22 protein-coding genes are annotated in these 24,123 nt (G+C 68.4%); 13 read left to right on the top strand and 9 right to left on the bottom strand.

Annotation, left to right across the window (positions count from 1 at the left end; genetic code table 11):
• Nucleotides 1-136 precede the first annotated feature (136 nt).
• From FOC67_RS04505 to FOC67_RS04480, 6 genes are all read left to right on the top strand, one after another.
• Nucleotides 137-571 (top strand): RidA family protein, encoded by a 435-nt coding sequence (locus tag FOC67_RS04505; protein WP_003158601.1) that lies wholly within the window; start codon nucleotides 137-139, stop codon nucleotides 569-571.
• Nucleotides 568-1,815: an aminotransferase class V-fold PLP-dependent enzyme gene (locus FOC67_RS04500; RefSeq protein ID WP_009315276.1), complete on the top strand. Its 1,248-nt coding sequence runs from the start codon at nucleotides 568-570 to the stop codon at nucleotides 1,813-1,815. Before FOC67_RS04505 ends, FOC67_RS04500 begins: the two co-directional genes overlap by 4 nt.
• Nucleotides 1,816-2,103: 288 nt before the next feature.
• On the top strand, nucleotides 2,104-3,399 hold the full coding sequence (locus FOC67_RS04495; RefSeq protein WP_003085656.1) for a 3-keto-5-aminohexanoate cleavage protein: 1,296 nt from the start codon (nucleotides 2,104-2,106) through the stop codon (nucleotides 3,397-3,399).
• On the top strand, nucleotides 3,396-4,643 hold the full coding sequence (locus FOC67_RS04490) for an MFS transporter (RefSeq protein WP_003085654.1): 1,248 nt from the start codon (nucleotides 3,396-3,398) through the stop codon (nucleotides 4,641-4,643). Before FOC67_RS04495 ends, FOC67_RS04490 begins: the two co-directional genes overlap by 4 nt.
• Before the next feature lie 30 nt (nucleotides 4,644-4,673).
• The gene (locus FOC67_RS04485; protein WP_009315275.1) at nucleotides 4,674-5,375 is read left to right on the top strand and encodes a haloacid dehalogenase type II; all 702 of its coding nucleotides are present in this window, start codon (nucleotides 4,674-4,676) and stop codon (nucleotides 5,373-5,375) included.
• Nucleotides 5,376-5,481: 106 nt separating this feature from the next.
• Nucleotides 5,482-6,798 (top strand): Nramp family divalent metal transporter, encoded by a 1,317-nt coding sequence (locus tag FOC67_RS04480; protein ID WP_003106624.1) that lies wholly within the window; start codon nucleotides 5,482-5,484, stop codon nucleotides 6,796-6,798.
• A gap of 51 nt (nucleotides 6,799-6,849) precedes the next feature.
• On the opposite strand, the gene FOC67_RS04475 is transcribed toward FOC67_RS04480, so the two are convergent.
• From FOC67_RS04475 to FOC67_RS04465, 3 genes are all read right to left on the bottom strand, one after another.
• The gene (locus FOC67_RS04475) at nucleotides 6,850-7,323 is read right to left on the bottom strand and encodes an SRPBCC family protein (protein WP_003085649.1); all 474 of its coding nucleotides are present in this window, start codon (nucleotides 7,321-7,323) and stop codon (nucleotides 6,850-6,852) included.
• 68 nt (nucleotides 7,324-7,391) lie between these two features.
• Nucleotides 7,392-8,159 carry an N-acetylmuramoyl-L-alanine amidase AmpDh3 gene (gene ampDh3 / locus FOC67_RS04470; protein ID WP_003114198.1) on the bottom strand — a complete coding sequence of 256 codons (768 nt, stop codon included), beginning with the start codon at nucleotides 8,157-8,159 and terminating at the stop codon, nucleotides 7,392-7,394.
• 626 nt (nucleotides 8,160-8,785) lie between these two features.
• A complete protein-coding gene (locus tag FOC67_RS04465) occupies nucleotides 8,786-9,181 on the bottom strand; it encodes a hypothetical protein (protein WP_009315274.1) in 396 nt (131 codons plus the stop codon).
• A 560-nt stretch (nucleotides 9,182-9,741) separates the two neighbouring features.
• Here FOC67_RS04465 and FOC67_RS04460 point away from each other — a divergent pair.
• A complete protein-coding gene (locus FOC67_RS04460) occupies nucleotides 9,742-9,969 on the top strand; it encodes a hypothetical protein (protein ID WP_003085644.1) in 228 nt (75 codons plus the stop codon).
• A 209-nt stretch (nucleotides 9,970-10,178) separates the two neighbouring features.
• Here FOC67_RS04460 and FOC67_RS04455 read toward each other — a convergent pair whose 3' ends face one another.
• The 5 genes from FOC67_RS04455 to FOC67_RS04435 form a co-directional block, all read right to left on the bottom strand.
• Nucleotides 10,179-11,000, bottom strand: coding sequence for an aldo/keto reductase (locus tag FOC67_RS04455; RefSeq protein ID WP_003109743.1), 822 nt, complete (start codon nucleotides 10,998-11,000; stop codon nucleotides 10,179-10,181).
• 31 nt (nucleotides 11,001-11,031) lie between these two features.
• Complete coding sequence (locus FOC67_RS04450; RefSeq protein ID WP_003109744.1) at nucleotides 11,032-11,472, bottom strand: VOC family protein; 441 nt, start codon at nucleotides 11,470-11,472, stop codon at nucleotides 11,032-11,034.
• Nucleotides 11,473-11,557: 85 nt separating this feature from the next.
• Nucleotides 11,558-11,881, bottom strand: a complete 324-nt coding sequence (locus FOC67_RS04445) for a DUF3325 domain-containing protein (RefSeq protein ID WP_009315272.1) — start codon at nucleotides 11,879-11,881, stop codon at nucleotides 11,558-11,560.
• Nucleotides 11,881-13,401, bottom strand: a complete 1,521-nt coding sequence (locus FOC67_RS04440) for a PepSY domain-containing protein (RefSeq protein ID WP_009315271.1) — start codon at nucleotides 13,399-13,401, stop codon at nucleotides 11,881-11,883. Before FOC67_RS04440 ends, FOC67_RS04445 begins: the two co-directional genes overlap by 1 nt.
• Nucleotides 13,398-13,694, bottom strand: a complete 297-nt coding sequence (locus tag FOC67_RS04435; RefSeq protein ID WP_003085639.1) for a DUF3649 domain-containing protein — start codon at nucleotides 13,692-13,694, stop codon at nucleotides 13,398-13,400. The genes FOC67_RS04440 and FOC67_RS04435 overlap by 4 nt, the downstream gene beginning before the upstream one ends.
• Before the next feature lie 655 nt (nucleotides 13,695-14,349).
• Here FOC67_RS04435 and FOC67_RS04430 point away from each other — a divergent pair.
• Complete coding sequence (locus FOC67_RS04430) at nucleotides 14,350-16,341, top strand: DEAD/DEAH box helicase (protein ID WP_003140910.1); 1,992 nt, start codon at nucleotides 14,350-14,352, stop codon at nucleotides 16,339-16,341.
• A gap of 13 nt (nucleotides 16,342-16,354) precedes the next feature.
• On the opposite strand, the gene FOC67_RS04425 is transcribed toward FOC67_RS04430, so the two are convergent.
• The gene (locus FOC67_RS04425; protein WP_003118644.1) at nucleotides 16,355-17,005 is read right to left on the bottom strand and encodes a class I SAM-dependent methyltransferase; all 651 of its coding nucleotides are present in this window, start codon (nucleotides 17,003-17,005) and stop codon (nucleotides 16,355-16,357) included.
• A gap of 117 nt (nucleotides 17,006-17,122) precedes the next feature.
• Between FOC67_RS04425 and FOC67_RS04420 the strand changes: the two genes are divergently transcribed.
• From FOC67_RS04420 to prpF, 5 genes are all read left to right on the top strand, one after another.
• The gene (locus tag FOC67_RS04420) at nucleotides 17,123-17,845 is read left to right on the top strand and encodes a GntR family transcriptional regulator (RefSeq protein ID WP_003085635.1); all 723 of its coding nucleotides are present in this window, start codon (nucleotides 17,123-17,125) and stop codon (nucleotides 17,843-17,845) included.
• 10 nt (nucleotides 17,846-17,855) lie between these two features.
• Nucleotides 17,856-18,752, top strand: a complete 897-nt coding sequence (prpB, locus tag FOC67_RS04415; protein ID WP_003085630.1) for a methylisocitrate lyase — start codon at nucleotides 17,856-17,858, stop codon at nucleotides 18,750-18,752.
• A gap of 92 nt (nucleotides 18,753-18,844) precedes the next feature.
• Nucleotides 18,845-19,972 carry a 2-methylcitrate synthase gene (gene prpC, locus FOC67_RS04410; RefSeq protein WP_003085628.1) on the top strand — a complete coding sequence of 376 codons (1,128 nt, stop codon included), beginning with the start codon at nucleotides 18,845-18,847 and terminating at the stop codon, nucleotides 19,970-19,972.
• A gap of 130 nt (nucleotides 19,973-20,102) precedes the next feature.
• Nucleotides 20,103-22,709 carry a Fe/S-dependent 2-methylisocitrate dehydratase AcnD gene (gene acnD / locus FOC67_RS04405; RefSeq protein ID WP_009315270.1) on the top strand — a complete coding sequence of 869 codons (2,607 nt, stop codon included), beginning with the start codon at nucleotides 20,103-20,105 and terminating at the stop codon, nucleotides 22,707-22,709.
• A 118-nt stretch (nucleotides 22,710-22,827) separates the two neighbouring features.
• Nucleotides 22,828-24,015: a 2-methylaconitate cis-trans isomerase PrpF gene (prpF, locus tag FOC67_RS04400; protein WP_003103056.1), complete on the top strand. Its 1,188-nt coding sequence runs from the start codon at nucleotides 22,828-22,830 to the stop codon at nucleotides 24,013-24,015.
• Nucleotides 24,016-24,123: the final 108 nt, after the last annotated feature.

Below are 24,123 nucleotides of genomic sequence, written 5' to 3'. Positions count from 1 at the left end.
GCCGATTTGGCAAGCAGCTCGTCGACTCCCGCAAAACAGACCGGGAAAACCGGCCCACAGTAGTGAGGTCGCGCTTTTCCAGCCATCGACCCGCCCGAGCATCGTGGCCGGGCGGGTCCGCCACGAGGACAGGACCATGCAGACATCCCCCGCTCCGGCCATCGTCGCCGGCGGCGCCTACCAGCCGGTGGTGCTCCACGCCGGCATCGCCTACGTCAGCGGCCAGTTGCCGCGCCAGCACGGCGAGCTGCGCTGGACCGGCAAGGTCGGCAGCGAACTCGACCTGGAACAGGCCCGCCAGGCCGCCCGGCTCTGCGCGGCGCGCTGCCTGCTGGCGCTGGAGGAGGCGCTGGGCGGCCTGCAACGGGTCGAGCGGCTGCTCAAGGTGACCGGCTACGTCGCCAGCGCGGCGGGTTTCGTCCAGCAGCCGGCGGTGATCGATGCCGCCAGCGAGTATTTCGACGAGGTGCTCGGCGCGCGCGGCGGCCACGCCCGCGCCGCCGTCGGCGTGGCCGAGCTGCCGCGCGGCGCCGCGGTGGAGGTGGAACTGATCGCGGCGGTGCGGCCATGAGCGCGCTCTTCCCCGCCGGCCCCGACGCCTTCGGTGCCGACGAACTGCTGCGCCTGCGCCGCGAGACCCCGGCCTGGGGCAGCTACGCGCACTTCGCCCACGGCTCCGCCAGTCTGCCGCCGCAGGTGCTCTACGAGGCCCTCGACAGCTGGCTGGAAGCCGAGCGGCGCTGGGGCGTGCAGCGCGCCGCCGAGCATTTCGCCGAGCCCTTGCAGGCGGTCCGCGACAGCGTCGCGCGGGTGCTCGGCACCCAGCCACGGCACATCGCCCTGCTCGACTGCGCCAGCCGCGCATGGTCGGTGGCCTTTGCCGCGGCCCTGGCCGCCCATCCACGGATACGGGCGATCAGCAGCTTCGACGAATACGGTTCCAACAGCCTGTGCCTGCTCGCCGCGCGCCAGCAGCGCGGGCTGGAGCTGCGCCTGATCGACGCGCGCGGCGACGCCGCACAGCTGTTGCAACGGCTCGACGAGCAGTTGCACGACCTCGCCCCCGGCCAGACGCCGCTGCTGTCGCTCAGCGCGGTGCCCACCGGGCATGGCGCGGCTACCGCACTGGAGGGCGTGGCCGAGCGCATCCGCGCCCATGACGGGCTGTTCTTCCTCGATGCCAGCCATGCGGTCGGCCAGTTGCCGCTGGCGGTGGAGGCGATCGGCTGCGACGTGCTGGTGTTCCCGCCGCGCAAGTGGCTGCGCGGACCGAAGGGACTCGGCGTGCTTTATCTCGGCGAACGTGCCCTGGAGCGCCTGGCCCTGCCCGACGGGCTGGACGTCGGCGGCGCGCAATGGAGCGACGCCTTCGCCCTGCAGGCGCGGGATGACGCGCGGCGCTTCGAATGCTCGGAGTTCAACCCGGGACTGCGCCTGGCGCTCAAGGCCAGTTGCGACTACCTGTTGCAGACCGACGTCCGGCGCATCGCCCGGCGTAACCGCCAGTTGCGCGAACGCATCGCCCAGCAGCTCTACCGCCGGCTCGGCTGGACGCCACTGGAACAAGGGCCGCACGCCAGCGCGTTGATGACCTACGCGGCCCCCGAACTGAGCGGCGAGCAATGGCTGAAGCGCCTCCACGCGCGCGGCGTGAACGCCTCCTACATCGGCCCGCAGTATGCCCGCTGGGCGCTGCGCGAGCAGGCGCTGCCGGGGGTACTGCGCCTGACTCCGCACTACCTGACCGACGACGGCGAGATCGAGCGCCTCGGCGAGGCCCTGGAGGATTGCCTGCGACAGCGCGCCGCCAGTTGAGCGACCTTGCGCGAATGGCAACGTTGCGCCGCCGTGCCGGCGGTTGGCGCAACGCCGGGCGATTTGCGCAAGGTCTTTGTGCCGGCGGCAACGAGCGTTGCCGAATGCGCCGCGCACGGCCGCCGCCATGCGGTTTAAATCCCTCTCGTAGAACGACGCATAACGATCCCGCCAGCGACATCTTTCACCTGCCTGAGACACCGACGACTTTCGACGCCCTGGGCAGCCTTTCGGTCCGCCGCGGACCGCTCCGCCCTCAATGGAATGATGAATGGAGGAAAGACGACCATGACCGGATCCCGGAAAACCCTGATTCTCGGATGCGCCTCCACCGGCGCCAAGTTCACCCCGCGCAACCACGCCGCCACCGGCGACCGCCTGCTCGACAGCATCTGCACCGGCGCCACCATCCGCACCGCCCCCGGCGAACTGCTGGACGAAGCGCGCCAGCTCTACGAGATGGGTTGCCGCTACTACCACTATCATGCGCGCAACCCGCTGACCCAGGAACAGACCACCGACAACGACATCTACCAGGCGGTCAGCCGCGCCCTGCAGAACCGCTTCCCCGACCTGATGCTGAGCTTCGGCGCCAGCCGCAACGGCAGCGAGGTGCAGGAGAACATCCGCCGCTTCGGCGAGTGGGAGCGGGTCAGCCACTGCGCCATCCCGCTGCACCTGGGCGGTGCGCACTTCGTGACGATCCAGGCGGCCATCGAACTGCAGGTGATCTGCGAGCTGGAGAAGCAAAGGCGCAAGCTCGACCTCGACTATGCCTCCAGCCCGGCTTTCCTCGCCGACCTGCGCGACTACCAGCCGTCGACGGCGCTGGAAAGGGCCGAGTTGCAGACCCACTCCACCAGCAAGGGCGCCGACTACGGGGTGACCTCGCCGATGACCCAGTTCCAGGTCTACCGCAACGCCATCCAGGCGCGCCAGAAGCTCGGCCTGTTCCACGAGGTGGAGTGGGTGCAGCATGTGCGCAGCTACGCCATGACCCGTTTCGCCGTGGAGCACCCGCGCCTGCGCCTGGGCGGTTCCGGCCAGTTGAACGTGATCCTGCTGTTCGGCTTCTCGCCACGCCTGCCGTTCCCGGAGACCTACCAGCAGTTCCGCGCGGTGATCGAGAGCGCCAAGAGCCTGGAGTACGACATCGGCGAACCCGGCGTGCGCAAGCGCAAGGTCAGCATCACGGTCGGCGCGGCGGTGATGCCGCAGCATGCCGCGCAGCACTTCCGGCCGCTCGACGTCGGTCCTCGCGCCGGCACCCCGCTCTGCGCGGTGCGCCGGCTGGCCGCCTATGCCGCGCAGGCGGACAGCCAGGTCGATGTGCTGCGGGTCGGCATGGAGGACACGCCCTACGCGGTGGACGATGACGGCCGGGTGACGCTCAGCGACAACTGCCAACTGCTGCGCCAGGCCCTCGACGAACTGCGCGCCAACGGCGCCGAGGCCGAGCTCGACGGCGAACGGATCTTCCAGCGCATGGGCATGGAACGCACCCTCGGCGAATACCTGTCGCTGCAGCGCCTGCATCCGCTCGGCGAAGCCAACTTCACCCTCGCACGGGAGTTCGTCCAGTGACCGCCGCCCTCGCCGCGAACCCGACCCAGCGCTACCGCTGGGTCATCCTGCTGATCGCCACCTTCGCCCAGGCCTGCGCCTGCTTCTTCGTCCAGGGCATCGGCGCGATCGCCGTGTTCATCCAGAACGACCTGCAACTCTCGTCGCTGCAGATCGGCCTGCTGGTGTCGGCGGCGCAGCTGGTGCCGATCGTCGGCCTGCTGGTGGCCGGCGAGCTGCTCGACCGCTACTCCGAACGGCTGGTGGTCGGCCTCGGCACGCTGATCGTCGCGCTGGCCCTCTGCGCCTCGCTGTGGGCCACCGACTACCTGACCATCCTGCTGTTCCTGGTGGTCGTCGGCGCCGGCTACAGCACGGCGCAGCCGGGCGGCAGCAAGTCGGTGTCGCGCTGGTTCGCCAAGACCCAGCTGGGCTTCGCCATGGGCATCCGCCAGGCCGGGCTGCCGCTGGGCGGCGCGCTGTCCGCCGCGCTGCTGCCGTACCTGGCGGGGATCTACGGCTGGCGCAGCGCATTCCTCGCCGGCGGCCTGGTGGCGTTCCTCGGCGCGCTGGCCTTCATGCTCTTCTACCGCACCCCGCCGGACGCCCCCGCGCCCGGCGCGAACCCCGCCGAACGCGACCTGGGCGCGGTGGTGAAGTCGCGGCTGGCGATGATCACCGACCCGGCGATGAAGAACATCGTCTGTTCCGGGGTGGCGCTGATCTCGGTGCAGTACGGCATCCTGGTGTTCACCGTGCTCTACCTGCACGAGACCCTGGAGATCGGCATCGGCATGGCCGCGACCCTGCTGTTCGTCGCCCAGGGCAGCGGCGTCGCCGGGCGCATCCTGCTGGCCGCCTGGAGCGACCGCTGCCGCGCCGGGCGCTACTTCCCGGTGATGGTCTGCCTCGGCGCGGTGATCCTCGGCCTGCTGGCGCTGGTCCTGCTGCCCCTGCAATCGCCGTTGGGGATGGGCCTGGTAGTGGCCTGGCTGGGCTTCTTCGGCTTCGGCTGGTACGGTCCCTGGGTGGCCTATGTGGCGGATACCGCGCCGGTCGGCAAGACCGGCTTCGCCCTCGGCCTGGCGATGGCCATCAACCAGCTGGCGATCGTTCTCGCGCCGCCGGCGCTGGGGCTGCTCAAGGACTTCAGCCACAGCTTCGTCCCCGGCTGGCTGGCACTCTGCCTGATGGCGGCGGTAGCCCTTGTGGTCACTGCCTGGAGCGGCCGCGGCCTGCCCACGGCGCTGCCACAGAAGCACTGAAGCGATGACGGCCACGGCCGAGGAGGCACGATGCGCGCGATCCTGTTCGATGTGTTCGGTACTCTGGTGGACTGGCGTTCCAGCCTGATCGAGCAGTTCCAGGCGTTGGAGCGCGAACTCGGCGGAACCCTGCCCTGCATGGAACTGACCGACCGCTGGCGCCAGCAATACAAGCCGGCGATGGACCGGGTACGCAACGGCCAGGCGCCCTGGCAGCACCTCGACCAGTTGCACCGGCAGAGTCTCGAGGCCCTGGCCGGAGAGTTCGGCCTGGCGCTGGACGAGGCCCTGCTGCAACGCATCACTGGCTTCTGGCACCGCCTGCGGCCGTGGCCGGACACGCTCGCCGGGATGCACGCGCTGAAGGCCGACTACTGGCTCGCCGCGCTGAGCAACGGCAACACCGCGCTGATGCTCGACGTCGCGCGGCACGCCGGGCTGCCCTGGGACATGCTGCTGTGCGCCGACCTGTTCGGCCACTACAAGCCCGACCCGCAGGTCTACCTCGGCGCCTGCCGCCTGCTCGACCTGCCGCCGCAGGAGGTGATGCTCTGCGCGGCGCACAACTACGACCTCAAGGCCGCGCGCGCCCTCGGCCTGAAGACCGCGTTCATCGCCCGGCCGCTGGAATACGGCCCCGGCCAGACCCAGGACCTCGCCGCCGAGCAGGACTGGGACCTGATCGCCAGCGACCTGCCGGACCTGCACCGGCAACTGGCGGCCTCGGCCTGACCGACTTCCTCCTTCCTGCCCCCTGAACCGCTCGCCCAACCTGCGCGCCACGGCGCGCCGGGAAAGGCGCGCGCAGCGCCGGCACGCGTCCGGCAGGAGCTTCGTCATGTCCGCGAAGGATACCCCGGCCCCCCAGGCCGCCGAGCCCGGTCGCGCCCAGCCGGTCGAAGTCCCCGGTGGCGGCCACTGGTGGCGCCGCCTGCTGGCCTTCGCCGGCCCCGGCTACCTGGTCGCGGTGGGCTACATGGACCCGGGCAACTGGGCCACCGACGTCGCCGGCGGCGCGCAGCTGGGCTACCTGCTGCTCTCGGTGATCCTGCTCTCCAGCCTGATGGCGATGCTGCTGCAGGCGCTGTCCGCGCGCCTGGGCATCGCCAGCGGCCTGGACCTGGCCCAGGCCTGCCGCGAACGCTACTCGCCGAGCACCTGCCGCCTGCTGTGGCTGGCCTGCGAGACGGCGATCATCGCCTGCGACCTGGCCGAGGTGATCGGCACCGCCATCGCCCTGAAGCTGCTGTTCGGCCTGCCGCTGGCCTGGGGCGCGTTGCTCTGCGTGGGCGACGCGCTGCTGGTGCTGGTCCTGATCGGACGTGGCCAGCGGCCGCTGGAGGCCTTCGTGGTGGCGTTGCTGACACTGATCTTCGCCTGCTTCGCGGTACAGTTGCTGCTCTCGCGCCCCGAACTCGGCGAGGTGCTCCAAGGGTTCTTGCCGAGCCCGCGGGTGCTCAGCGACCCGGCTGCCCTGTACCTGGCGATCGGCATCGTCGGCGCGACCGTCATGCCGCACAACCTCTACCTGCATTCCTCACTGGTGCAGAGCCGCGCCTACCCGCGCAGCCTCGCCGGCAAGCGCCAGGCGCTGCGCTGGGCGGTGGCCGACAGCAGCCTGGCGCTGACCCTTGCGCTGCTGGTCAACGCGGCGATCCTGATCGTCGCCGCCAGCGTGTTCCACCGCAACGGGCACACCGAAGTGGTCGATATCGAGCAGGCCCACGCGCTGCTCTCGCCATTGCTCGGCCTGGAACTCGCCTCGCTGCTGTTCGCCGTGGCGCTGCTCGCGTCCGGCCTCAACTCGACGGTCACCACCACCCTGGCCGGGCAGATCGTCATGGAGGGCTTCCTCCGCCTGCGCCTGGCGCCCTGGGCGCGGCGCCTGCTGACCCGTGGCGTCGCGGTGCTGCCGGTGCTGCTGGTGACCCTGCTCTACGGCGAGGACGGCACCGCGCGGCTGCTGATCTTCAGCCAGGTGATCCTGTCGATGCAGTTGCCGCTGGCGGTGATCCCGCTGCTACAGTTCGTTTCCGACCGGCGCCTGATGGGCCCGCTGGCGATCGGCGCCGGGACCCGGTGGCTGGCCTGGGCGGTAGCGCTGGCGATCGTCGGCCTGAACCTGCAACTGCTGGCCGACTTCGCGTTCGGCTGAGCATTGCCTGAGGGCACGCTGCGCGGTGCGGGACGCGCACTCGGGCAATGCTCAGCCATCGAGGCCGCGGGGAAAACGGTCGGCCACCAGGTTCAAGGCGATGCCATGCTCCAGGCAGGCCTTGAGTCCGGCCAGCACCAGGGTGAAACCTTCGGTGGCGTCGACCACCCGCGGGATGACTTCTTCCGGGGTGCCAACGAAACCGCTGTTGCGGATGCTGACGAAGGTCCCGGCGCCGGGCAGTTCCTCGAACAGCCACTCCACCTGGGAAGGGTTGCTGTCGCCATTCGGCCATTCGATGAGGATGCGGCGGTTCGTCTGCAGGTCCTTCACTTCGATTTCCTGGGAAACCCCGTACATGTCCCAGTGCCAGCGCAGCCGTTTCCCGGCTTCGAGGCGGGCATCGCCGCGGCTGAACCAGAACCTGGCGGTGATGGCCGGATCGACGAAGGCTTCGAAGACCTCGGCGATGGGGCGGCGGATCAACATTTCCGCCTTGGCGACGACCTGTGCGACGGCAGTCATGGCAAGTCCTCCATGCGGGTGGGCAAGGAAGCGGCCGCCGCATCGGGCGGCCGCTCGCGGTTAATGGCTCAGGCCGGGTATTTCTCGTTCAGAGCGTAGAGGATCGCCGCCGTCTCCACATCCAGCGCGCCGTCGTAGTTCTCCGGGCGGAAATGCATCTGGAAAGCGCGCAGCAGGCTGGCGAAGTAGGCGTCGTCGACCGTCGCCGGCAGCGCATAGCCGTACAGGCGGAACGCCTCCAGCAGGTCGGCGCGCGGCGGCAGGCCGTCGCGCTCGAAGCCTTCGCGATAGCGATCGCGGGTGGCGTCGTCGTACCAGGCGCCGATACCGGCCTCGTAGAGTTCCTTCCAGGGCAGCTTCGGACCCGGGTCGGACTTGCGCCCGACGGCGATGTCGGAGTGGCCGACCACGTTCTTCGGGGTCATGTCCGGGTAGCGCTGCAGGATGTTCTTCGCCAGTTGCTTGAGTGCGTTGATCTGCGAGCGCTCGTAGTCGGGGAAGGTGAACACGCCGTCGTCGTCGCGGGCGAGGTTGACGATCTCGATGCCGATGGAGGTGTCGTTGAGGTTGTCGCGGCGCGCCCAGCCGCTGACGCCGGCGTGCCAGGCGCGGTCTTCCTCGGCGACCAGGTTGAAGATGCGCTGGCCCTTGAAGCCGGCGGCCTTGTAGCTGGGGTCGTGCGGCGCCGGGATCAGGTAGTGGGCGCTGGCGGCGCCGGTGGTCAGCGCCTTGACCGAGGCGGCGAAGTCGAGCGCGGTGTAGTGCAGCACCAGGAAGCGCACGCGTTTGCCGTAGGGGGTAGTGGTGCGATAGCTGTTGTAGTCGATGGTCAGCATGGTTTTCACCTTTTTTCGGATGATGGAAAGCCTCCGGCCACAGGCTCGCCTGTAGCTAGGGACGTCGATGCAGCGATGAGGTTCAGGGGCCGGCCGAGGAAACGCGGGCCCCGGCTAAACCGGAAGGAAGAAGACCGGGCATAAAAAAGCCCGGCACGCGGCCGGGCAAAAGGGATACACCAAAGGCAAGCCCCAGCGAACTGGGGGTACGGGGGCTCACCGAGGCCACTGAACGATGGCGTTATGACAGCAGTCGGCACAACCGAACTTTAAGTTGGCCGGACGCCGTGCGGGCGCACGCCAGAGCCTTTCGCACCGGTCGCCGCCCGCTGCGTCCGGTTGCGCGGCGGGCGGAAACGACGAAGCCCGGCGCTGGGGCCGGGCTTCGAGGGCGACCACGGGAAACGTGATCATGGGAAAAAACTACCGCGAGCGTCCCGCCGCGCGCAACACCGTTCGTCCGTTGGCCGCTCTACTTTGCACTTCTTCACAAAGTTCACCAATAGCCATACAGACCCTCGACAGAGCGGCTACTACTCTATCCACGCCAGGTCCGATTGCTCCTCCATCTCCTGGCATTCCCGGCCACTGTCCACCCCCGCACAGTGGCTTTTTTTCGCCTGCGCCTAGCGTTGTGCCAGCGGCGCCTCGTCCCGCGCCAGCATCAGCGCCAGGATGCAGCCGAGGAGGAACGCCTGCAGCGCCAGGCGAGCGGCCAGCAGCGTCGGCGGGAAGGATGGGAACAGGTCGGGGTGCTGCCACATGTAGAGGTTGGCCGGGGTCACGCAGAGGGTCAGGATGAACAGCCCGCACGCCGCCAGCCGGCGCCATGCCGGCACCAGCAGGGCGGCGGCGCCGAGCAGTTCGAAGACCCCGCTGACCCACACCGCCGCCAGCGGCCAGGGCACGTAGGGCGGGACGATGCCGACGAAGAAATCGGTGAAGACGAAGTGGCCCAGCCCACCCAGCAGGAACCAGGCGGACACGAAGGCCAGGAGCAGCGTGCGAGCGGGCGACGGCATGGATAACCTCGGCGCGGCGATGGAACGGCAATCCTGCCACGCGCCGCCGACGCCAGGCCCATAACCTTTGCACGGTTGGCAGGCGTCCGCCGAAACAAATTCTCAAACATTCCCGCCGCCGGGACGACATCTGCTCAAAAAATGTCCTGGCCTTTCTTCGTCGAAAGACATAGAATCCGGGACTGCGTACCAAACTGAAAGTCAATCAGGCTTTACCCCACGACCGGGCCCACAGATGAAAAGGGCTCTACCATCAGGGTTACAGCCTTCCGATGGTTCTTCGGTCGCCACTCTTCTGAAGCAATCCCCTGCCACGCAGGGCCGATGGGAAGACCGGCGTCCCGCAATACCACCCGCAGATTGATCAGGATCCTGGCCTGGAAACTTTCCTGCCAATCGATCCTCTGATTAGTACCTGAACTGCCAGCTTGCTCTTTTCGAAAAAAGCCGGCATAACCAGTACGTTCCCCCGACACAAAGCTTTCTTGGCACTGTCACGGAGCGGGAACATTTGCAATATACGCTGCTCCATAAGCGTGAAAGTAAAGGAACATAAGAATATGTCTATTCAACATCGTACTCAGGATGCAATTCGCACCCTAACCGCCGCATTTGCGCCGTTCGACTGCCTGATCCAGGCAACTCGTAAAGGAAACTTCAGTTTCACCATCGTTGACCAGCATGGCGTGGCCTGCCACAGCGAGCGCCTGTATCCGGAGCAGTACGACGACTCCGGCAAAATGGAAGAAGTGATCAATCGAGTTCGCAAGAAAACACTGGCTGCCTGAATCATGCAAGCATCAGCGCGAATGCAAGGAAAAGCCCCGTCCCCGACGGGGCTTTTTTGTGGGACAGCGAAAAGTACAGGTTAAGTTGAAGAAAGTTCCCACGCAGGAAATAAATATTTACTTATTCCTTTTTAAATATTTCCTCGGCAACTTCGTCATATTCCCGCGGCCAGGGAAAACAAGCGCAGGCCGTTTCTCCCGTACTCCACTCAGACGATCGCCAGGTTTCGCTTGCGGGTAGGTGGCGGGAACGCCTGGTCGAGCGCCCGCAGGTCGTCGGCGCTCAGTTCCAGGTCGGCCGCCGCCGCATTCTGGCGGATGTGAGCGGACGTCACCGCTTTCGGGATCGCGATCACCCCCTGCTCCAGTAGCCAGGCCAGGGCGACCTGGGCGCTGCTGGCGTCGTGGCGCGCGGCGATCTCGCCGAGCGCCGGGTGCCGTAGCAGCCTGCCGCCCTGCCCCACCGGACAGTAGGCCATCACCGGCATGCCGCGCTCCTGGCACCAGGGCAGCAGGTCGTATTCGATACCGCGTTCCTCCAGGTTGTACATCACCTGGTTGGCGGCACAGGCGCTGCCGTCCAGTTCGTACATGTCGCCCAGGTCGAAGTTGGACACGCCCCAGCGCAGGATCTTGCCCTGGTCGCGCAACCGCTCGAAGGCTTCGATGGTTTCCTCCAGCGGATACCGGCCCTGCCAGTGCAGCAGGTAGAGGTCGATGGTTTCGCAACCGAGCCGGCGCAGGCTGCGCTCGCAGGCCGCCGGCAGACCCTTGCGGCTGGCGTTGTGCGGGTAGACCTTGCTGACCAGGAAGACCTCTTCGCGGCGTCCCGCGATAGCCGCGCCGACCACGTCCTCGGCGCCGCCCTCGGCGTACATCTCGGCGGTATCGATCAGCGTCATCCCCAGTTCGATGCCTTCGCGCAGCGCCGCGACCTCGCGCTTACGTTCGCCGGGCTGCTCGCCGATATGCCAGGTACCCTGGCCGATGGCGGCGACCTCCTGGCCATCGATCAGCGTGAGCGTTTTCATGCAGCGTCTCCTGTGGTGAATGGACGGGGCCTCATGCCCAGGGATCATAGCTGCCGAAGCTCCAGACGTGGCCCTCCGGATCGCGGCAAGTGAAGCCGCGACCGCCGTAGTCCTCGTCCTTGATGTCGATGACGATCTCGGCGCCGGCGGCCTGGGCGCTGCGGAACAGGGCGTCGGGATCGGCGACCACCAGGTAGAGGCTCTGGGTATTGCCGCCGGCTTCGTCGACGTGCCGCATCAGCCGACCGTAGGCGTTGTCGCGGACGCTCGAACCGAGCATCAGCATGCCGTTGGCGCCGTTCGGGCTGGCGTAGGTCAACTCGGCGTGGAGCACCTGTCCGTCCTCGCCGGGCACCACCAGCCTGCGCTGGAAGCCAAAGGTCCGGCACAGCCAGTCGATGGCGGCCGGCGCATCGCGGTAACGCAGGCAGGGAATGACGCTGGCGACGGTGTTGCTGGCGGGCGTGTGCATGGCGCATACCTCCGGGGGAAAGCACGACCACCAGCATAGACGCTGGACCGGGCCGCCCCCGAGGCACGGATGGGCGGCGCGCCCTTCAGCGCAGCAGCGCCAGCACCCCGCCGAGCAACGGCACTCCGGCGGCGCAAGGCAATGCCCAGCGTGGCCGCCAGGCGAGCAGCAGGACCAGCGTGCCGGCCGCCAGCATCAGCAGGCAGAACCAGAAGACGATGCCGATCTCCACGCCCTGCCGGTGGATCGAGAAGGCCAGCGCCAGGCCCAGGTCGAGCAGCGCCACGCCGCGTAGCAGAAGCACCCGGGAAGCCGACGGCTGGTGGCCGAGGAGGTTCTTGTGGTGGCGGTTCATGGCCAGGCAGAGAGCGGTGAAGGCCAGCAGGTTGAGGCCGAAGACCAGCAGCATCAGGCCACCTCCTGGACGTTCAGGCGTCGCCGGGCGGGCTTGCTCGACGCTTGCCGACGTCGCCAGCCGAGCCAGGCGCAGAGCAGGCCGAGGCCCAGCAGGCTGAGGTCGACGCCGGCCAGCACCCAGTCGCCGCGCTGCAGGCTGGCCAACAGGTTGCCTTCCGGGCTACGCAGCAGGCCGAGCAGCGGCAGGCCCAGCGCCAGCACGGCGGCGAGGCGCAGTTGCGTGCGACCGAGGGTCCCGCTGTTGCGGCGGACGATGGCCCACAGCGCGACCAGCGCCCAACTGGCGCAAAACACGCGGATCTCCCAGGTGTCGCGGCCGGCCAGTTGCGTCGGCAACAGGCGGTTGCCCCACAGCAGCGCCAGGCTGGCCAGCGGCAGGCCGCCGCAGACCGCCAGGTTCAGCGCCCGCACCAGACCAACGCCGAGACTGCCGCGGGCCTCACGCTTGGCCAGCCAGACCTGCAACCCGCCGAAGATCATCATCGCCCCGGACAGCCCGAGCAACAGGTACATCCAGCGCACCAACTGGCCGCCCCACTGGATCATGTGCAGGCCGGTCAGCCAGCCGTAGGTGGCGTAGCCGGGCGCATAGGACGGCTGGGCATGCAGCAGTTCGCCGCTGGAGGCATCGAAGTTGACCGTGCGCTGGTCGTCGAGGATGCGCGAGGCGTCGCGCCGGCGGATGTCCACGGTGGCCGCCTCGTCATAGGGATGGTGGACGCTGATCCAGCCCGGCGCGCCGCCGTCGGCCCAGACCTTGCCGGCCTCGACGATCAGGCCGTCGATGGACGCCGGCGGCCCCGCCGGGCGGCCGACTTCCTCGCGTTCGTAGGAGCCCTGCACTTCATGGAAGAAGCGCTCGCCATCGTTCTGGTAGACCACCTGCAGGCCCGCCTGCATGTAGTAGACGATGAAGATCACCAGGCCGGTGTAGGCGATCATCAGGTGGAACGGCAGGCCGATCACCCCCAGCACGTTGTGCGCGTCGAGCCAGGCGCGCTGCCGCGCCGCCTGCGGGCGCAGGGTGAAGAAGTCCTTGAAGATCCGCCGGTGCACGATGGTCCCGCTGACCAGCGCCACCAGCATCAGCATCCCGGCGATGCCGACGATGTACAGGCCGACCATGCCGGCGTGCAGGTCGTAGTGCAGGGTGAAGAAGAACTCGCCGCCGACCGTCTTCGGCAGCGGCTGGCCGCTCACCGCGTCCAGCTGGAAGGCCTTGAACTCGCTGCCGTCGCGCGGTTCCCAGCCGGCGTTCCAGTAAGGCGCCCGCGCGCTCGGCGGCAGCATCCACCAGGCATGGGCATCGGGGGCGCGCTGGCGCAACCAGTCGCGCACCTGGTCGGCGCCCAGCGACTGCGCGCCGGGCAGGTGCAGGTCCGGCTGCATCCAGCGGGTCAGCTCCTTGTCGAAGCTGGCCAGGCTGCCGGCGAAGACGATGACGAACAGCAGCCAGCTGACCAGCAGCCCCGACCAGGTATGCAGGCCGGACATCGATTGACGCAGGTTCATGGACGCGCTCCGTAGTCGAGGCCGAGCCAGGCCAGGCCGCCCAGCGCCAGGCTGGCCAGCGCCAGCACCCAGCAGGCGCGCCAGGCGCTGCGCGCGGCGAAGGCGTAGACGATGGCCGCGACCCACACGGCGAAGCAGCCGAGGCTGCCGAACGAGACCCGGTCGGGACGCGGCAGCGGCAGGTAGATGCTCAGGCAGGCGGTGACCGCATAGGCCAGCGCGTAGCCAAGCAGGACCGCGACGAGGATGCGGCCGGTGACGGACAGTCCGCCGGCCAGGGCCTGGCTGGTCATGGGGCGGCGTCCCGGGTGGAAACAGGGCCTTGCATCGTCGCTACCTCGTCTGGCTGGCACGGCGACGCCGCGCTCGCGGGTGGCGAGGCGGTCGTCGATTCGGAAGGTTTGCGACTGTATCTCAATTACGTTCGCATTTGTACTTGCTCCGGACGACCGCCAGGTCGCGGCACGCCTGGGATTGCCGGGGTCCGACGAGAGCGGGTCGTATCCCGCCGTCCCCGCCCGCCTCGCCATACGTCCATCTCCGCTCTGCGCAAGCGCGTCGAGCTTGGTAATATCGGCTGTTTGCGGTTTCGGCTGGTTCCGCCGAAGGACATACCGGATGACTTCACCCTCCGCCCCAGACACCCAGCTCAGCCTGGCCATCGACCCGGCCCGGCCGTATGCGCGGCTGACCCTCGGCAGCCACGTGCACAGCGGCTACGACCTGCGCAGCGGACGCATGCAGAGCATTTCCCGGCACCGCGCGGCGCTGGCCTTCATCTATGCCGGCGAGGCGGTTTCCGGGCGTCCCGGCAGCGAGCCACGGGAGGCCCAGCGGCGTATCGAACGGCGTCCGGCGCACGAGCAGGAATACCGCGAGACCCTGCGCCGCCTCGGCTTCAAGCCGGCGACCCGGCGCAGCGACGCGCTCGAGGAAAGCGCCGGCGAGATGTTCGAACTGCCCGGCGACAACGCCTGGCTGCACTTCATGCAGGACGATCTGCCGCGCCTGCGCCAGCAGGGCTGGTTCATCGACATCCGCGCCGACTTCGCCTACGACCTGACGCCCATCGACGCCTGGTACGCCGAGGTCGAGGAAGCCGACGACCGCCAGTGGTTCGAGCTGGAACTGGGCATCCAGGTCGCCGGACAGCGGGTCAGCCTGCTGCCGGCGCTGACCGAGCTGATCCGCCGCAGTCCGGCCCTGCTCGATCCGCGCGCCCTCGCCCGGCACGCCGACGAAGAGCAACTGGTGCTGCGCCTGGAACTCAACCCGCCGCTGCGCGTGGCGCTGCCCTTCGGCCGTCTGAAGCCGGTGCTGGCGACGCTTTCCGACTTCTACCTGGGCGACCCCGAACCGCAGCGCAAGCTGCGCCTGGGCGCACCGGACGCGGCGCGCCTGGCCGATCTCGACGAGTTGCCGCTGGCCTGGGAAGGCGGCGACAACCTGCGCGACTTCGCCCGCCGCCTACGCAGTTTCCAGGCTCGTCCGGCGACCCCGCCGCAAGGCCTGCGCGCCGAACTGCGGCCCTACCAGCTCGAAGGCCTGAGCTGGATGCAGACCCTGCGCGAACTCGACAGCGGCGGCGTGCTGGCCGACGACATGGGGCTGGGCAAGACCTTGCAGTCGCTGGCCCACGTGCTCCTGGAAAAGCAGGCCGGGCGGCTCGACACGCCGGCGCTGGTGGTGATGCCCACCAGCCTGATCCCCAACTGGCTGGACGAGGCCGAGCGCTTCGCTCCCGATCTGCGCGTGCTGGCCCTGCACGGCGCCGGCCGGCGCCGCGACTTCGCCCGCATCGACGAGCACGACCTGGTGCTGACCACCTATGCCCTGCTGCCACGCGACGCCGCCGAGCTGGGCAAGCGGCGGTTCCACCTGCTGATCCTCGACGAGGCGCAGAACATCAAGAACGCCACCACCAAGGCCGCCGTCGCCGCCCGCGAGCTGGCGGCACGGCATCGCCTGTGCCTGACCGGCACGCCGCTGGAGAACCACCTCGGCGAACTCTGGTCGCTGTTCCATTTCCTGATGCCCGGCTGGCTCGGCGACGCCCGCCAGTTCGCCCAGGACTACCGCACGCCGATCGAGAAGCACGGCGACGAGGCACGCCTCAGCCACCTGGCCGCGCGCCTGCGGCCGTTCCTGCTGCGACGGACCAAGGAACAGGTGGCCTCGGAACTGCCGCCGAAGAGCGAGTTCACCCAGTTCGTCGAACTCAGCGAGGCGCAACGCGAACTCTACGAGACCGTGCGCCTGGCGCTGGACCGCAAGGTCCGCGAGGAGATCGCCCGGCGCGGCCTGGCGCGCAGCCGCATCGTGATCCTCGAGGCGCTGCTCAAGCTGCGCCAGGTCTGCTGCGACACGCGCCTGCTGCAACGCCAGGAAGACGGCGCGCGCAGCGGCCGGGCGCTCAGCTCGGGCAAGCTGGCCTACCTGCTCGACATGCTCGACGAACTGATCGCCGAGGGTCGCCGGGTCCTGCTGTTCTCGCAGTTCACCTCGATGCTCGCGCTGATCGAGGACGCCCTGCGCCAGCGCGGCGTCGACTACGTCCTGCTGACCGGCGAGACCCGCGACCGCCGCGCCCCGGTACAGCGCTTCCAGAGCGGCAAGGTGCCGGTGTTCCTGATCAGCTTGAAGGCAGGCGGGGTCGGCCTCAACCTGACCGCGGCGGACACCGTGATCCACTACGATCCCTGGTGGAACCCGGCGGTGGAGAACCAGGCCAGCGACCGCGCCTACCGCATCGGCCAGGACAAGCCGGTGTTCGTCTACCGGCTGATCGCCCGCGGCACGGTGGAAGAGAAGATCCAGCACCTGCAGCAGGAAAAGGCCGCCCTCGCCGACGGCCTGTTCAGCGAAGGCAACGGCGACGGCTGGAAGCTCGACGAGGCCGATATCGACGCGCTGTTCGCGCCCTTGCCCAAGGCGCTCTGAGCGCCGCCCGGATTCAGCGCGCGACGCCGCGGTAGACGTAGGTCATCGGCCGCGGCCCGGGCAGGTAGCCCTGTTCCAGCTCGTCGATGCGAAAGCCGGCCTCGCGCAGCAAGGCCGGCATGTCGCGGTCCAGGTGGCAACCGCCGGCCAGCGGTTTCCACCAGGGCGTCAGGCGTCGTTGCCAGGCCAGCACCGAGGCGTCCGGCGCGCGCCCGTGCTCGCAGAACAGCAATTCGCCGCCACGCTTCAGCACCCGACGCATCTCGCCCAGCGCCGGCAGCGGCGCGGCGATGGAGCAAAGGGTGAAAGTGCAGACGATGGTGTCGAAGCTTTCCGCCTCGGCGCGAATCTCGCCAAGCTCGAGGGCGACCATTTCCACCGGGATGCCGATTTGCGCCGCGCGCTCGCGGGCCAGCGCCTGCATTTGCGCGGCCGGGTCGACGCCGACGATCGCCGACACCTTCGCCGCGTCGTAGAAGCCCAGGTTGAGCCCGGTGCCCAGACCGATCTCCAGCACCCGCCCATGGGCGCGCGGCACCAGCAGCGAACGCTGCTTCATCACGTCGCCCATGCCGCAGGCGAAGTCGATCAGGCGCGGCAACACGTAACGGTCATAGATGCCCACGAAACTCTCTCCTGGCACAGCGGCTGGAGGGGAAAGCATAGACCAGCGATGCATTAGACGATTGTCGACAATCAAGCGACGAATGATTGACCCCACGCAATCCAGGCGGTAGCTTTCGCAAACATTGTCGACACATCGACCCAGACAGCCAGTACCATGACCCAGAACCCGCCCCCTCTCGAAATTGCCCATGACGACGGCGAGACCTTGTCGGAACACGTCTTCCGCAAGATCCAGAGCGCCATCGTCAGCGGCGAGATCGCGCCGGGCAGCAAGATCTCCGAGCCGGAGCTGGCGCGCACCTACGGCATCAGCCGCGGCCCGCTGCGCGAGGCGATCCACCGCCTGGAAGGCCTGCGCCTGCTGGTGCGGGTGCCGCATGTCGGGGCGCGGGTGGTGTCGCTGAGCCACGCCGAGCTGATCGAACTCTACGAGATCCGCGAGTCCCTGGAAGGCATGGCCTGCCGACTGGCCGCCGAGCGCATGAGCCAGGCCGAGATCGACGAACTGCGCCGGGTGCTCGACACCCACGAGCGCGACGAGGCGTTCCAGGCCGGGCGCGGCTATTACCAGCAGGAAGGCGACTACGACTTCCACTACCGGATCATCCAGGGCAGCGGCAACGCCACCCTCACCCGCATGCTCTGCGGCGAGCTCTACCAACTGGTGCGGATGTACCGCATCCAGTACTCGACCACACCGAACCGGCCGCGCCAGGCCTTCGCCGAACACCACCGCATTCTCGACGCCATCGCCGACCGTGACGGCGAACTGGCCGAGCTGCTGATGCGCCGCCACATCAGTGCGTCGCGCCGCAATATCGAGCGCCAGCTGGAACCCCAGCCGGCGAAGCTCGCCTCCGCTTCCTCCACCGTCTAAGAGGTCCGTGATGAGCCAGACGTCCCTTACCCCCGGCCAGCGCTTCCGCGAAGCCGTGGCCACCGAGCACCCGCTGCAGGTGGTCGGCACCATCAACGCCAACCACGCCCTGCTGGCCAAGCGCGCCGGCTTCAAGGCCATCTACCTGTCCGGCGGCGGCGTCGCTGCCGGTTCCCTGGGCCTGCCGGACCTGGGCATCAGCGGCCTCGACGACGTGCTCACCGACGTGCGCCGGATCACCGACGTCTGCGACCTGCCGCTGCTGGTGGACGTCGACACCGGCTTCGGCTCCTCGGCGTTCAACGTCGCCCGCACGGTGAAGTCGATGATCAAGTTCGGCGCCGCCGCGATGCATATCGAGGACCAGGTCGGCGCCAAGCGCTGCGGCCATCGGCCGAACAAGGAGATCGTCTCGCAGCAGGAGATGGTCGACCGCATCAAGGCCGCCGTCGATGCCCGCAACGACGACTCCTTCGTGATCATGGCGCGCACCGACGCGCTGGCCGTGGAAGGCCTGCAGGCCGCCATCGACCGCGCCTGCGCCTGCGTCGAGGCCGGCGCCGACATGATCTTCCCGGAAGCCATGACCGAACTGGCCATGTACAAGGAGTTCGCCGCCGCGGTGAAGGTGCCGGTGCTGGCCAACATCACCGAGTTCGGCGCCACCCCGCTGTTCACCACCGACGAACTGGCCTCCGCCGACGTGTCCCTGGTGCTCTACCCGCTGTCGGCCTTCCGCGCCATGAACAAGGCGGCGGAGAACGTCTACACCGCGATCCGTCGCGACGGCACTCAGAAGAACGTGATCGATACCATGCAGACCCGCATGGAGCTGTACGATCGCATCGATTACCACAGCTTCGAGCAGAAGCTCGACGCGCTCTTCGCGCAGAAGAAGAACGCCTGAGCATCGAGCCCGGCGTGCGCCTGAGCGCCGGTCCGCGAACCCCGTGAAACCGAGTTGCAGCATCCAGAAAAAATTCAAGAAAGGAGAGAGCAATGGCTGAAGCAAAAGTACTGAGTGGTGCCGGCCTGCGTGGCCAGGTGGCCGGCCAGACAGCCCTGTCCACCGTCGGCCAGGAAGGCGCCGGCCTGACCTACCGTGGCTACGACGTCCGCGACCTGGCGGCGGCGGCGATCTTCGAGGAGGTCGCCTACCTGCTGCTCTACGGCGAACTGCCGAACAAGCAACAGCTCGACGCCTACCTGAAGAAGCTCCAGGGCCAGCGCGACCTGCCGCAAGCGCTGAAGGAAGTTCTCGAACGGATTCCCAAGGACGCCCACCCGATGGACGTGATGCGCACCGGCGCCTCGGTCCTCGGCACCCTGGAACCGGAGCTGAGCTTCGACCAGCAGCGCGACGTCGCCGACCGCCTGCTCGCCGCCTTCCCGGCGATCATGACCTACTGGTACCGCTTCACCCACGAAGGCCAGCGCATCGACTGCAACAGCGACGAGCCGACCATCGGCGGGCACTTCCTCGCCCTGCTCCACGGCAGGAAGCCCAGCGAGCTGCACGTGAAGGTGATGAACGTCTCGCTGATCCTCTACGCCGAGCATGAGTTCAACGCATCCACCTTCACCGCGCGGGTTTGCGCCTCGACCCTGTCCGACCTCTACTCCTGCGTCACCGGCGCCATCGGCTCGCTGCGCGGCCCGCTGCACGGCGGCGCCAACGAGGCGGCGATGGAACTGATCGAACGCTTCTCTTCGCCGCAGGAAGCCACCGCCGAGCTGCTGAAGATGCTCGAGCGCAAGGACAAGATCATGGGCTTCGGGCATGCCATCTACAAGGATTCCGACCCGCGCAACGAAGTGATCAAGGGTTGGTCGAAGCAGCTCGCCGACGAGGTCGGCGACAAGGTCCTGTTCGCGGTTTCCGAGGCCATCGACAAGACCATGTGGGAGCAGAAGAAGCTGTTCCCCAACGCCGACTTCTACCACGCCTCGGCGTATCACTTCATGGGCATCCCGACCAAGCTGTTCACGCCGATCTTCGTCTGCTCGCGGACCAGCGGCTGGACCGCCCACGTCTTCGAACAACGCGCTAACAACCGCATCATCCGCCCGAGCGCCGAGTACACCGGCGTCGAACAGCGCGCGTTCGTGCCGCTGGAGCAACGCTGATCCACGCCGTCCGGCGCGCCGAACGCGAGCGCGCCGGACGGTTGCCGCACCCAGAATTCGAAAGGCCGGCGTGGGCTGCGCCACGGCGCGAGCGACACGCTTCCGAACACCCCGTGATTGAGTCCGAGCCATGAACAGCGCACACCGCAAACCGCTCCCCGGCACCCGCCTGGACTACTTCGACGCCCGCGAGGCGGTCGAGGCGATCCAGCCCGGCGCCTACGCCAAGCTGCCCTATACCTCCCGCGTGCTCGCCGAGAACCTGGTGCGCCGCTGCGCCCCGGCGACCCTGGAGGCTTCGCTGCGCCAACTGGTCGAGCGCAAGCGCGACCTCGACTTCCCCTGGTACCCAGCGCGGGTGGTCTGCCATGACATCCTCGGGCAGACCGCGCTGGTCGACCTCGCCGGCCTGCGCGACGCCATCGCCGACAAGGGCGGCGACCCGGCCCAGGTCAACCCGGTGGTGCCGGTGCAACTGATCGTCGACCACTCGCTGGCGGTGGAATGCGGCGGCTACGACCCCGAGGCCTTCGCCAAGAACCGCGCCATCGAGGACCGCCGCAACGAGGACCGCTTCCACTTCATCGACTGGACCAAGCAGGCCTTCCGCAACGTCGACGTGATCCCGCCGGGCAACGGCATCATGCACCAGATCAACCTGGAGAAAATGTCGCCGGTGATCCAGGCGCGCGACGGCGTAGCCTTCCCCGATACCTGCGTGGGCACCGACAGCCATACCCCGCACGTCGACGCCCTGGGCGTGATCGCCATCGGCGTCGGCGGCCTGGAAGCGGAAAACGTGATGCTCGGCCGCGCCTCCTGGATGCGCCTGCCGGACATCGTCGGCGTCGAGCTGAGCGGCCGTCGCCAGCCGGGCATCACCGCCACCGACGTGGTGCTGGCCCTGACTGAGTTCCTGCGCAAGCAGAAGGTGGTCGGCGCCTACCTGGAGTTCTACGGCGAAGGCGCCTCCAGCCTGACCCTCGGCGACCGCGCGACCATCTCCAACATGGCTCCGGAATACGGCGCCACCGCGGCGATGTTCGCCATCGACCAGCAGACCATCGACTACCTGCGCCTCACCGGCCGCGACGACGAGCAGGTCGCCCTGGTGGAGGCCTATGCGCGCACCGCCGGGCTCTGGGCCGACAGCCTGGTCGACGCCGAGTACGAGCGGGTGCTGAAGTTCGACCTGTCCAGCGTGGTGCGCAACATGGCCGGCCCGTCCAATCCGCACGCCAGGGTCGCCACCAGCGAACTAGCGGCGAAAGGCATCGCCGGCAACCTCGAGCGGGCCCGCGCCGAGGAAGCCGAGGGCCTGATGCCGGACGGCGCGGTGATCATCGCCGCGATCACCAGTTGCACCAACACCAGCAACCCGCGCAACGTGATCGCCGCCGGCCTGCTGGCGCGCAACGCCGACCGCCTCGGCCTGGTCCGCAAGCCATGGGTGAAGACCTCGCTGGCACCCGGCTCCAAGGTGGTCACCGAATACCTGCGCGAAGCCGGCCTGCTGCCGCACCTGGAAGCCCTCGGCTTCGGCGTGGTGGCCTACGCCTGCACGTCCTGCAACGGCATGTCCGGCGCCCTCGACCCGGCGATCCAGCAGGAGATCGTCGAGCGCGACCTGTACGCCACCGCGGTGCTCTCCGGCAACCGCAACTTCGACGGGCGCATCCACCCCTACGCCAAGCAGGCCTTCCTCGCCTCGCCGCCGCTGGTGGTGGCCTACGCCATCGCCGGGACCATCCGCTTCGACATCGAGCGCGACGTGCTCGGCGTGGTGGACGGCAAGGAGATCCGCCTGAAGGACCTCTGGCCGAGCGACGAAGAGATCGACGCGGTGGTCAGGGCGGCGGTGAAGCCCGAGCAGTTCCGCCAGGTCTACATCCCGATGTTCGACATCACCCACGGCGAGCGCGAGAAGGTCGACCCGCTCTACGCCTGGCGCCCGACGAGCACCTACATCCGCCGCCCGCCGTACTGGGAAGGCGCCCTCGCCGGCGAACGCACCCTGCGCGGCATGCGCCCGCTGGCGGTGCTGCCGGACAACATCACCACCGACCACCTGTCGCCGTCCAACGCGATCCTCGCCGACAGCGCGGCGGGCGAATACCTGGCGAAAATGGGCCTGCCCGAGGAGGACTTCAACTCCTACGCCACCCACCGCGGCGACCACCTCACCGCGCAACGCGCGACCTTCGCCAACCCGAAGCTGTTCAACGAGATGGTGCGCAACGCCGACGGCAGCGTGAAGCAGGGTTCGCTGGCGCGGGTCGAGCCGGAAGGCAAGGTGATGCGCATGTGGGAAGCCATCGAGACCTACATGGAGCGCAAGCAGCCGCTGATCATCGTCGCCGGCGCCGACTACGGGCAGGGTTCTTCGCGCGACTGGGCGGCCAAGGGCGTGCGCCTGGCCGGGGTGGAGGCGATCGTCGCCGAGGGCTTCGAGCGCATCCACCGCACCAACCTGATCGGCATGGGCGTGCTGCCGCTGGAGTTCAAGCCGGGCACCACCCGCCTGACCCTGGGGATCGACGGCAGCGAGACCTTCGACGTGCTCGGCGCTCGCCGGCCGCGCGCCGACCTGACCCTGGTCATCCACCGGCGCGACGGGGAGCGGCTCGAAGTGCCGGTGACCTGCCGCCTGGACAGCGACGAGGAAGTCTCCATCTACGAAGCCGGCGGCGTACTGCAACGCTTCGCCCAGGACTTCCTGGAGGCGGCCGGCGCCTGATGGCGCCGGCGAAACACCCTGGTAGGACGGGCGACGCGTAGCGTCATCCGCCGACGACCGGCAGCGGCTGTCGAACGCAGCCGCTGCCCTTGAATTCGATTGCCGAGGACGACGACGCATGGCCCACCCCCCCCAGATCCGCATCCCCGCCACCTACCTGCGCGGCGGCACCAGCAAGGGCGTGTTCTTCCGCCTGGAAGACCTGCCGGAATCCTGCCGGGTCCCCGGCGAGGCGCGCGACCGGCTGTTCATGCGGGTGATCGGCAGTCCCGACCCCTATGCCGCGCACATCGACGGGATGGGCGGCGCCACCTCCAGCACCAGCAAGTGCGTGATCCTCTCGAAGAGCAGCCAGCCGGGCCATGACGTCGACTACCTCTACGGCCAGGTCTCCATCGACAAGCCCTTCGTCGACTGGAGCGGCAACTGCGGCAACCTCTCCACCGGGGCCGGCGCCTTCGCCCTGCACGCCGGGCTGGTGGATCCGGCGCGGATACCGGAAGACGGCATCTGCGAGGTGCGCATCTGGCAGGCCAATATCGGCAAGACCATCATCGCCCACGTGCCGGTGAGCGGCGGCCAAGTCCAGGAAACCGGCGACTTCGAACTGGACGGAGTGACCTTCCCGGCGGCCGAGATCGTGCTGGAGTTCCTCGACCCGTCCGACGACGGCGAGGACGGCGGCGCCATGTTCCCCACCGGCAACCTGGTGGACGACCTGGAGGTGCCGGGGGTCGGCACCTTCAAGGCGACCATGATCAACGCCGGGATTCCCACGGTGTTCGTCAATGCCGAGGAGATCGGCTACCGCGGCACCGAGCTGCGCGAAGAGATCAACGGCGACCCGCAGCAACTGGCGCGCTTCGAACGGATCCGCGTCGCCGGCGCCCTGCGCATGGGCCTGATCAAGACCCCCGAGGAAGCCGCGACCCGCCAGCACACGCCGAAGATCGCCTTCGTCGCCCCGCCCCGCGACTACCGCACCGCCAGCGGCAAGCTGGTGGCGGCCGGCGATATCGACCTGCTGGTCCGCGCGCTGTCCATGGGCAAGCTGCACCACGCGATGATGGGTACCGCGGCGGTGGCCATCGGCACCGCCGCGGCCATTCCCGGCACCCTGGTGAACCTCGCCGCCGGCGGCGGCGAACGCAGCGCGGTACGCTTCGGCCATCCCTCCGGCACCCTGCGAGTGGGCGCCGAGGCCAGCCAGGCGAACGGCGAATGGACGGTGACCAAGGCGATCATGAGCCGCAGCGCGCGAATCCTCATGGAAGGCTGGGTGCGCGTGCCCGGCGACGCCTTCTGAACCGACCTATCCTTGCTCCGGCCTTCCGCCACCGCGAAAGGCCGGGGCGTCTTGCAGCCACGACAAGAAAAACCATCCCCGAACCAGCCTGACCCGAGAGGAAACCCA

The organism is Pseudomonas sp. FDAARGOS_761, assembly GCF_013343155.1.
In the GTDB taxonomy this organism is placed as follows: Bacteria; Pseudomonadota; Gammaproteobacteria; order Pseudomonadales; family Pseudomonadaceae; genus Pseudomonas; species Pseudomonas aeruginosa.
The sequence above is the reverse complement of the archived record's forward strand: the minus strand, read 5'-3'. Positions and strand labels throughout refer to the sequence as shown.

Coding starts and splice junctions, on each gene's coding strand:
- FOC67_RS04505 (WP_003158601.1), top strand. CDS start 137: ATGCAGACATCCCCCGCTCCGGCCATCGTCGCCGGCGGCGCCTACCAG.
- FOC67_RS04500 (WP_009315276.1), top strand. CDS start 568: ATGAGCGCGCTCTTCCCCGCCGGCCCCGACGCCTTCGGTGCCGACGAA.
- FOC67_RS04495 (WP_003085656.1), top strand. CDS start 2,104: ATGACCGGATCCCGGAAAACCCTGATTCTCGGATGCGCCTCCACCGGC.
- FOC67_RS04485 (WP_009315275.1), top strand. CDS start 4,674: ATGCGCGCGATCCTGTTCGATGTGTTCGGTACTCTGGTGGACTGGCGT.
- FOC67_RS04480 (WP_003106624.1), top strand. CDS start 5,482: ATGTCCGCGAAGGATACCCCGGCCCCCCAGGCCGCCGAGCCCGGTCGC.
- FOC67_RS04475 (WP_003085649.1), bottom strand. CDS start 7,323: ATGACTGCCGTCGCACAGGTCGTCGCCAAGGCGGAAATGTTGATCCGC.
- ampDh3 (WP_003114198.1), bottom strand. CDS start 8,159: ATGCTGACCATCGACTACAACAGCTATCGCACCACTACCCCCTACGGC.
- FOC67_RS04465 (WP_009315274.1), bottom strand. CDS start 9,181: ATGCCGTCGCCCGCTCGCACGCTGCTCCTGGCCTTCGTGTCCGCCTGG.
- FOC67_RS04460 (WP_003085644.1), top strand. CDS start 9,742: ATGTCTATTCAACATCGTACTCAGGATGCAATTCGCACCCTAACCGCC.
- FOC67_RS04455 (WP_003109743.1), bottom strand. CDS start 11,000: ATGAAAACGCTCACGCTGATCGATGGCCAGGAGGTCGCCGCCATCGGC.
- FOC67_RS04450 (WP_003109744.1), bottom strand. CDS start 11,472: ATGCACACGCCCGCCAGCAACACCGTCGCCAGCGTCATTCCCTGCCTG.
- FOC67_RS04445 (WP_009315272.1), bottom strand. CDS start 11,881: ATGCTGCTGGTCTTCGGCCTCAACCTGCTGGCCTTCACCGCTCTCTGC.
- FOC67_RS04440 (WP_009315271.1), bottom strand. CDS start 13,401: ATGAACCTGCGTCAATCGATGTCCGGCCTGCATACCTGGTCGGGGCTG.
- FOC67_RS04435 (WP_003085639.1), bottom strand. CDS start 13,694: ATGACCAGCCAGGCCCTGGCCGGCGGACTGTCCGTCACCGGCCGCATC.
- FOC67_RS04430 (WP_003140910.1), top strand. CDS start 14,350: ATGTTCGAACTGCCCGGCGACAACGCCTGGCTGCACTTCATGCAGGAC.
- FOC67_RS04425 (WP_003118644.1), bottom strand. CDS start 17,005: ATGCTTTCCCCTCCAGCCGCTGTGCCAGGAGAGAGTTTCGTGGGCATC.
- FOC67_RS04420 (WP_003085635.1), top strand. CDS start 17,123: ATGACCCAGAACCCGCCCCCTCTCGAAATTGCCCATGACGACGGCGAG.
- prpB (WP_003085630.1), top strand. CDS start 17,856: ATGAGCCAGACGTCCCTTACCCCCGGCCAGCGCTTCCGCGAAGCCGTG.
- prpC (WP_003085628.1), top strand. CDS start 18,845: ATGGCTGAAGCAAAAGTACTGAGTGGTGCCGGCCTGCGTGGCCAGGTG.
- acnD (WP_009315270.1), top strand. CDS start 20,103: ATGAACAGCGCACACCGCAAACCGCTCCCCGGCACCCGCCTGGACTAC.
- prpF (WP_003103056.1), top strand. CDS start 22,828: ATGGCCCACCCCCCCCAGATCCGCATCCCCGCCACCTACCTGCGCGGC.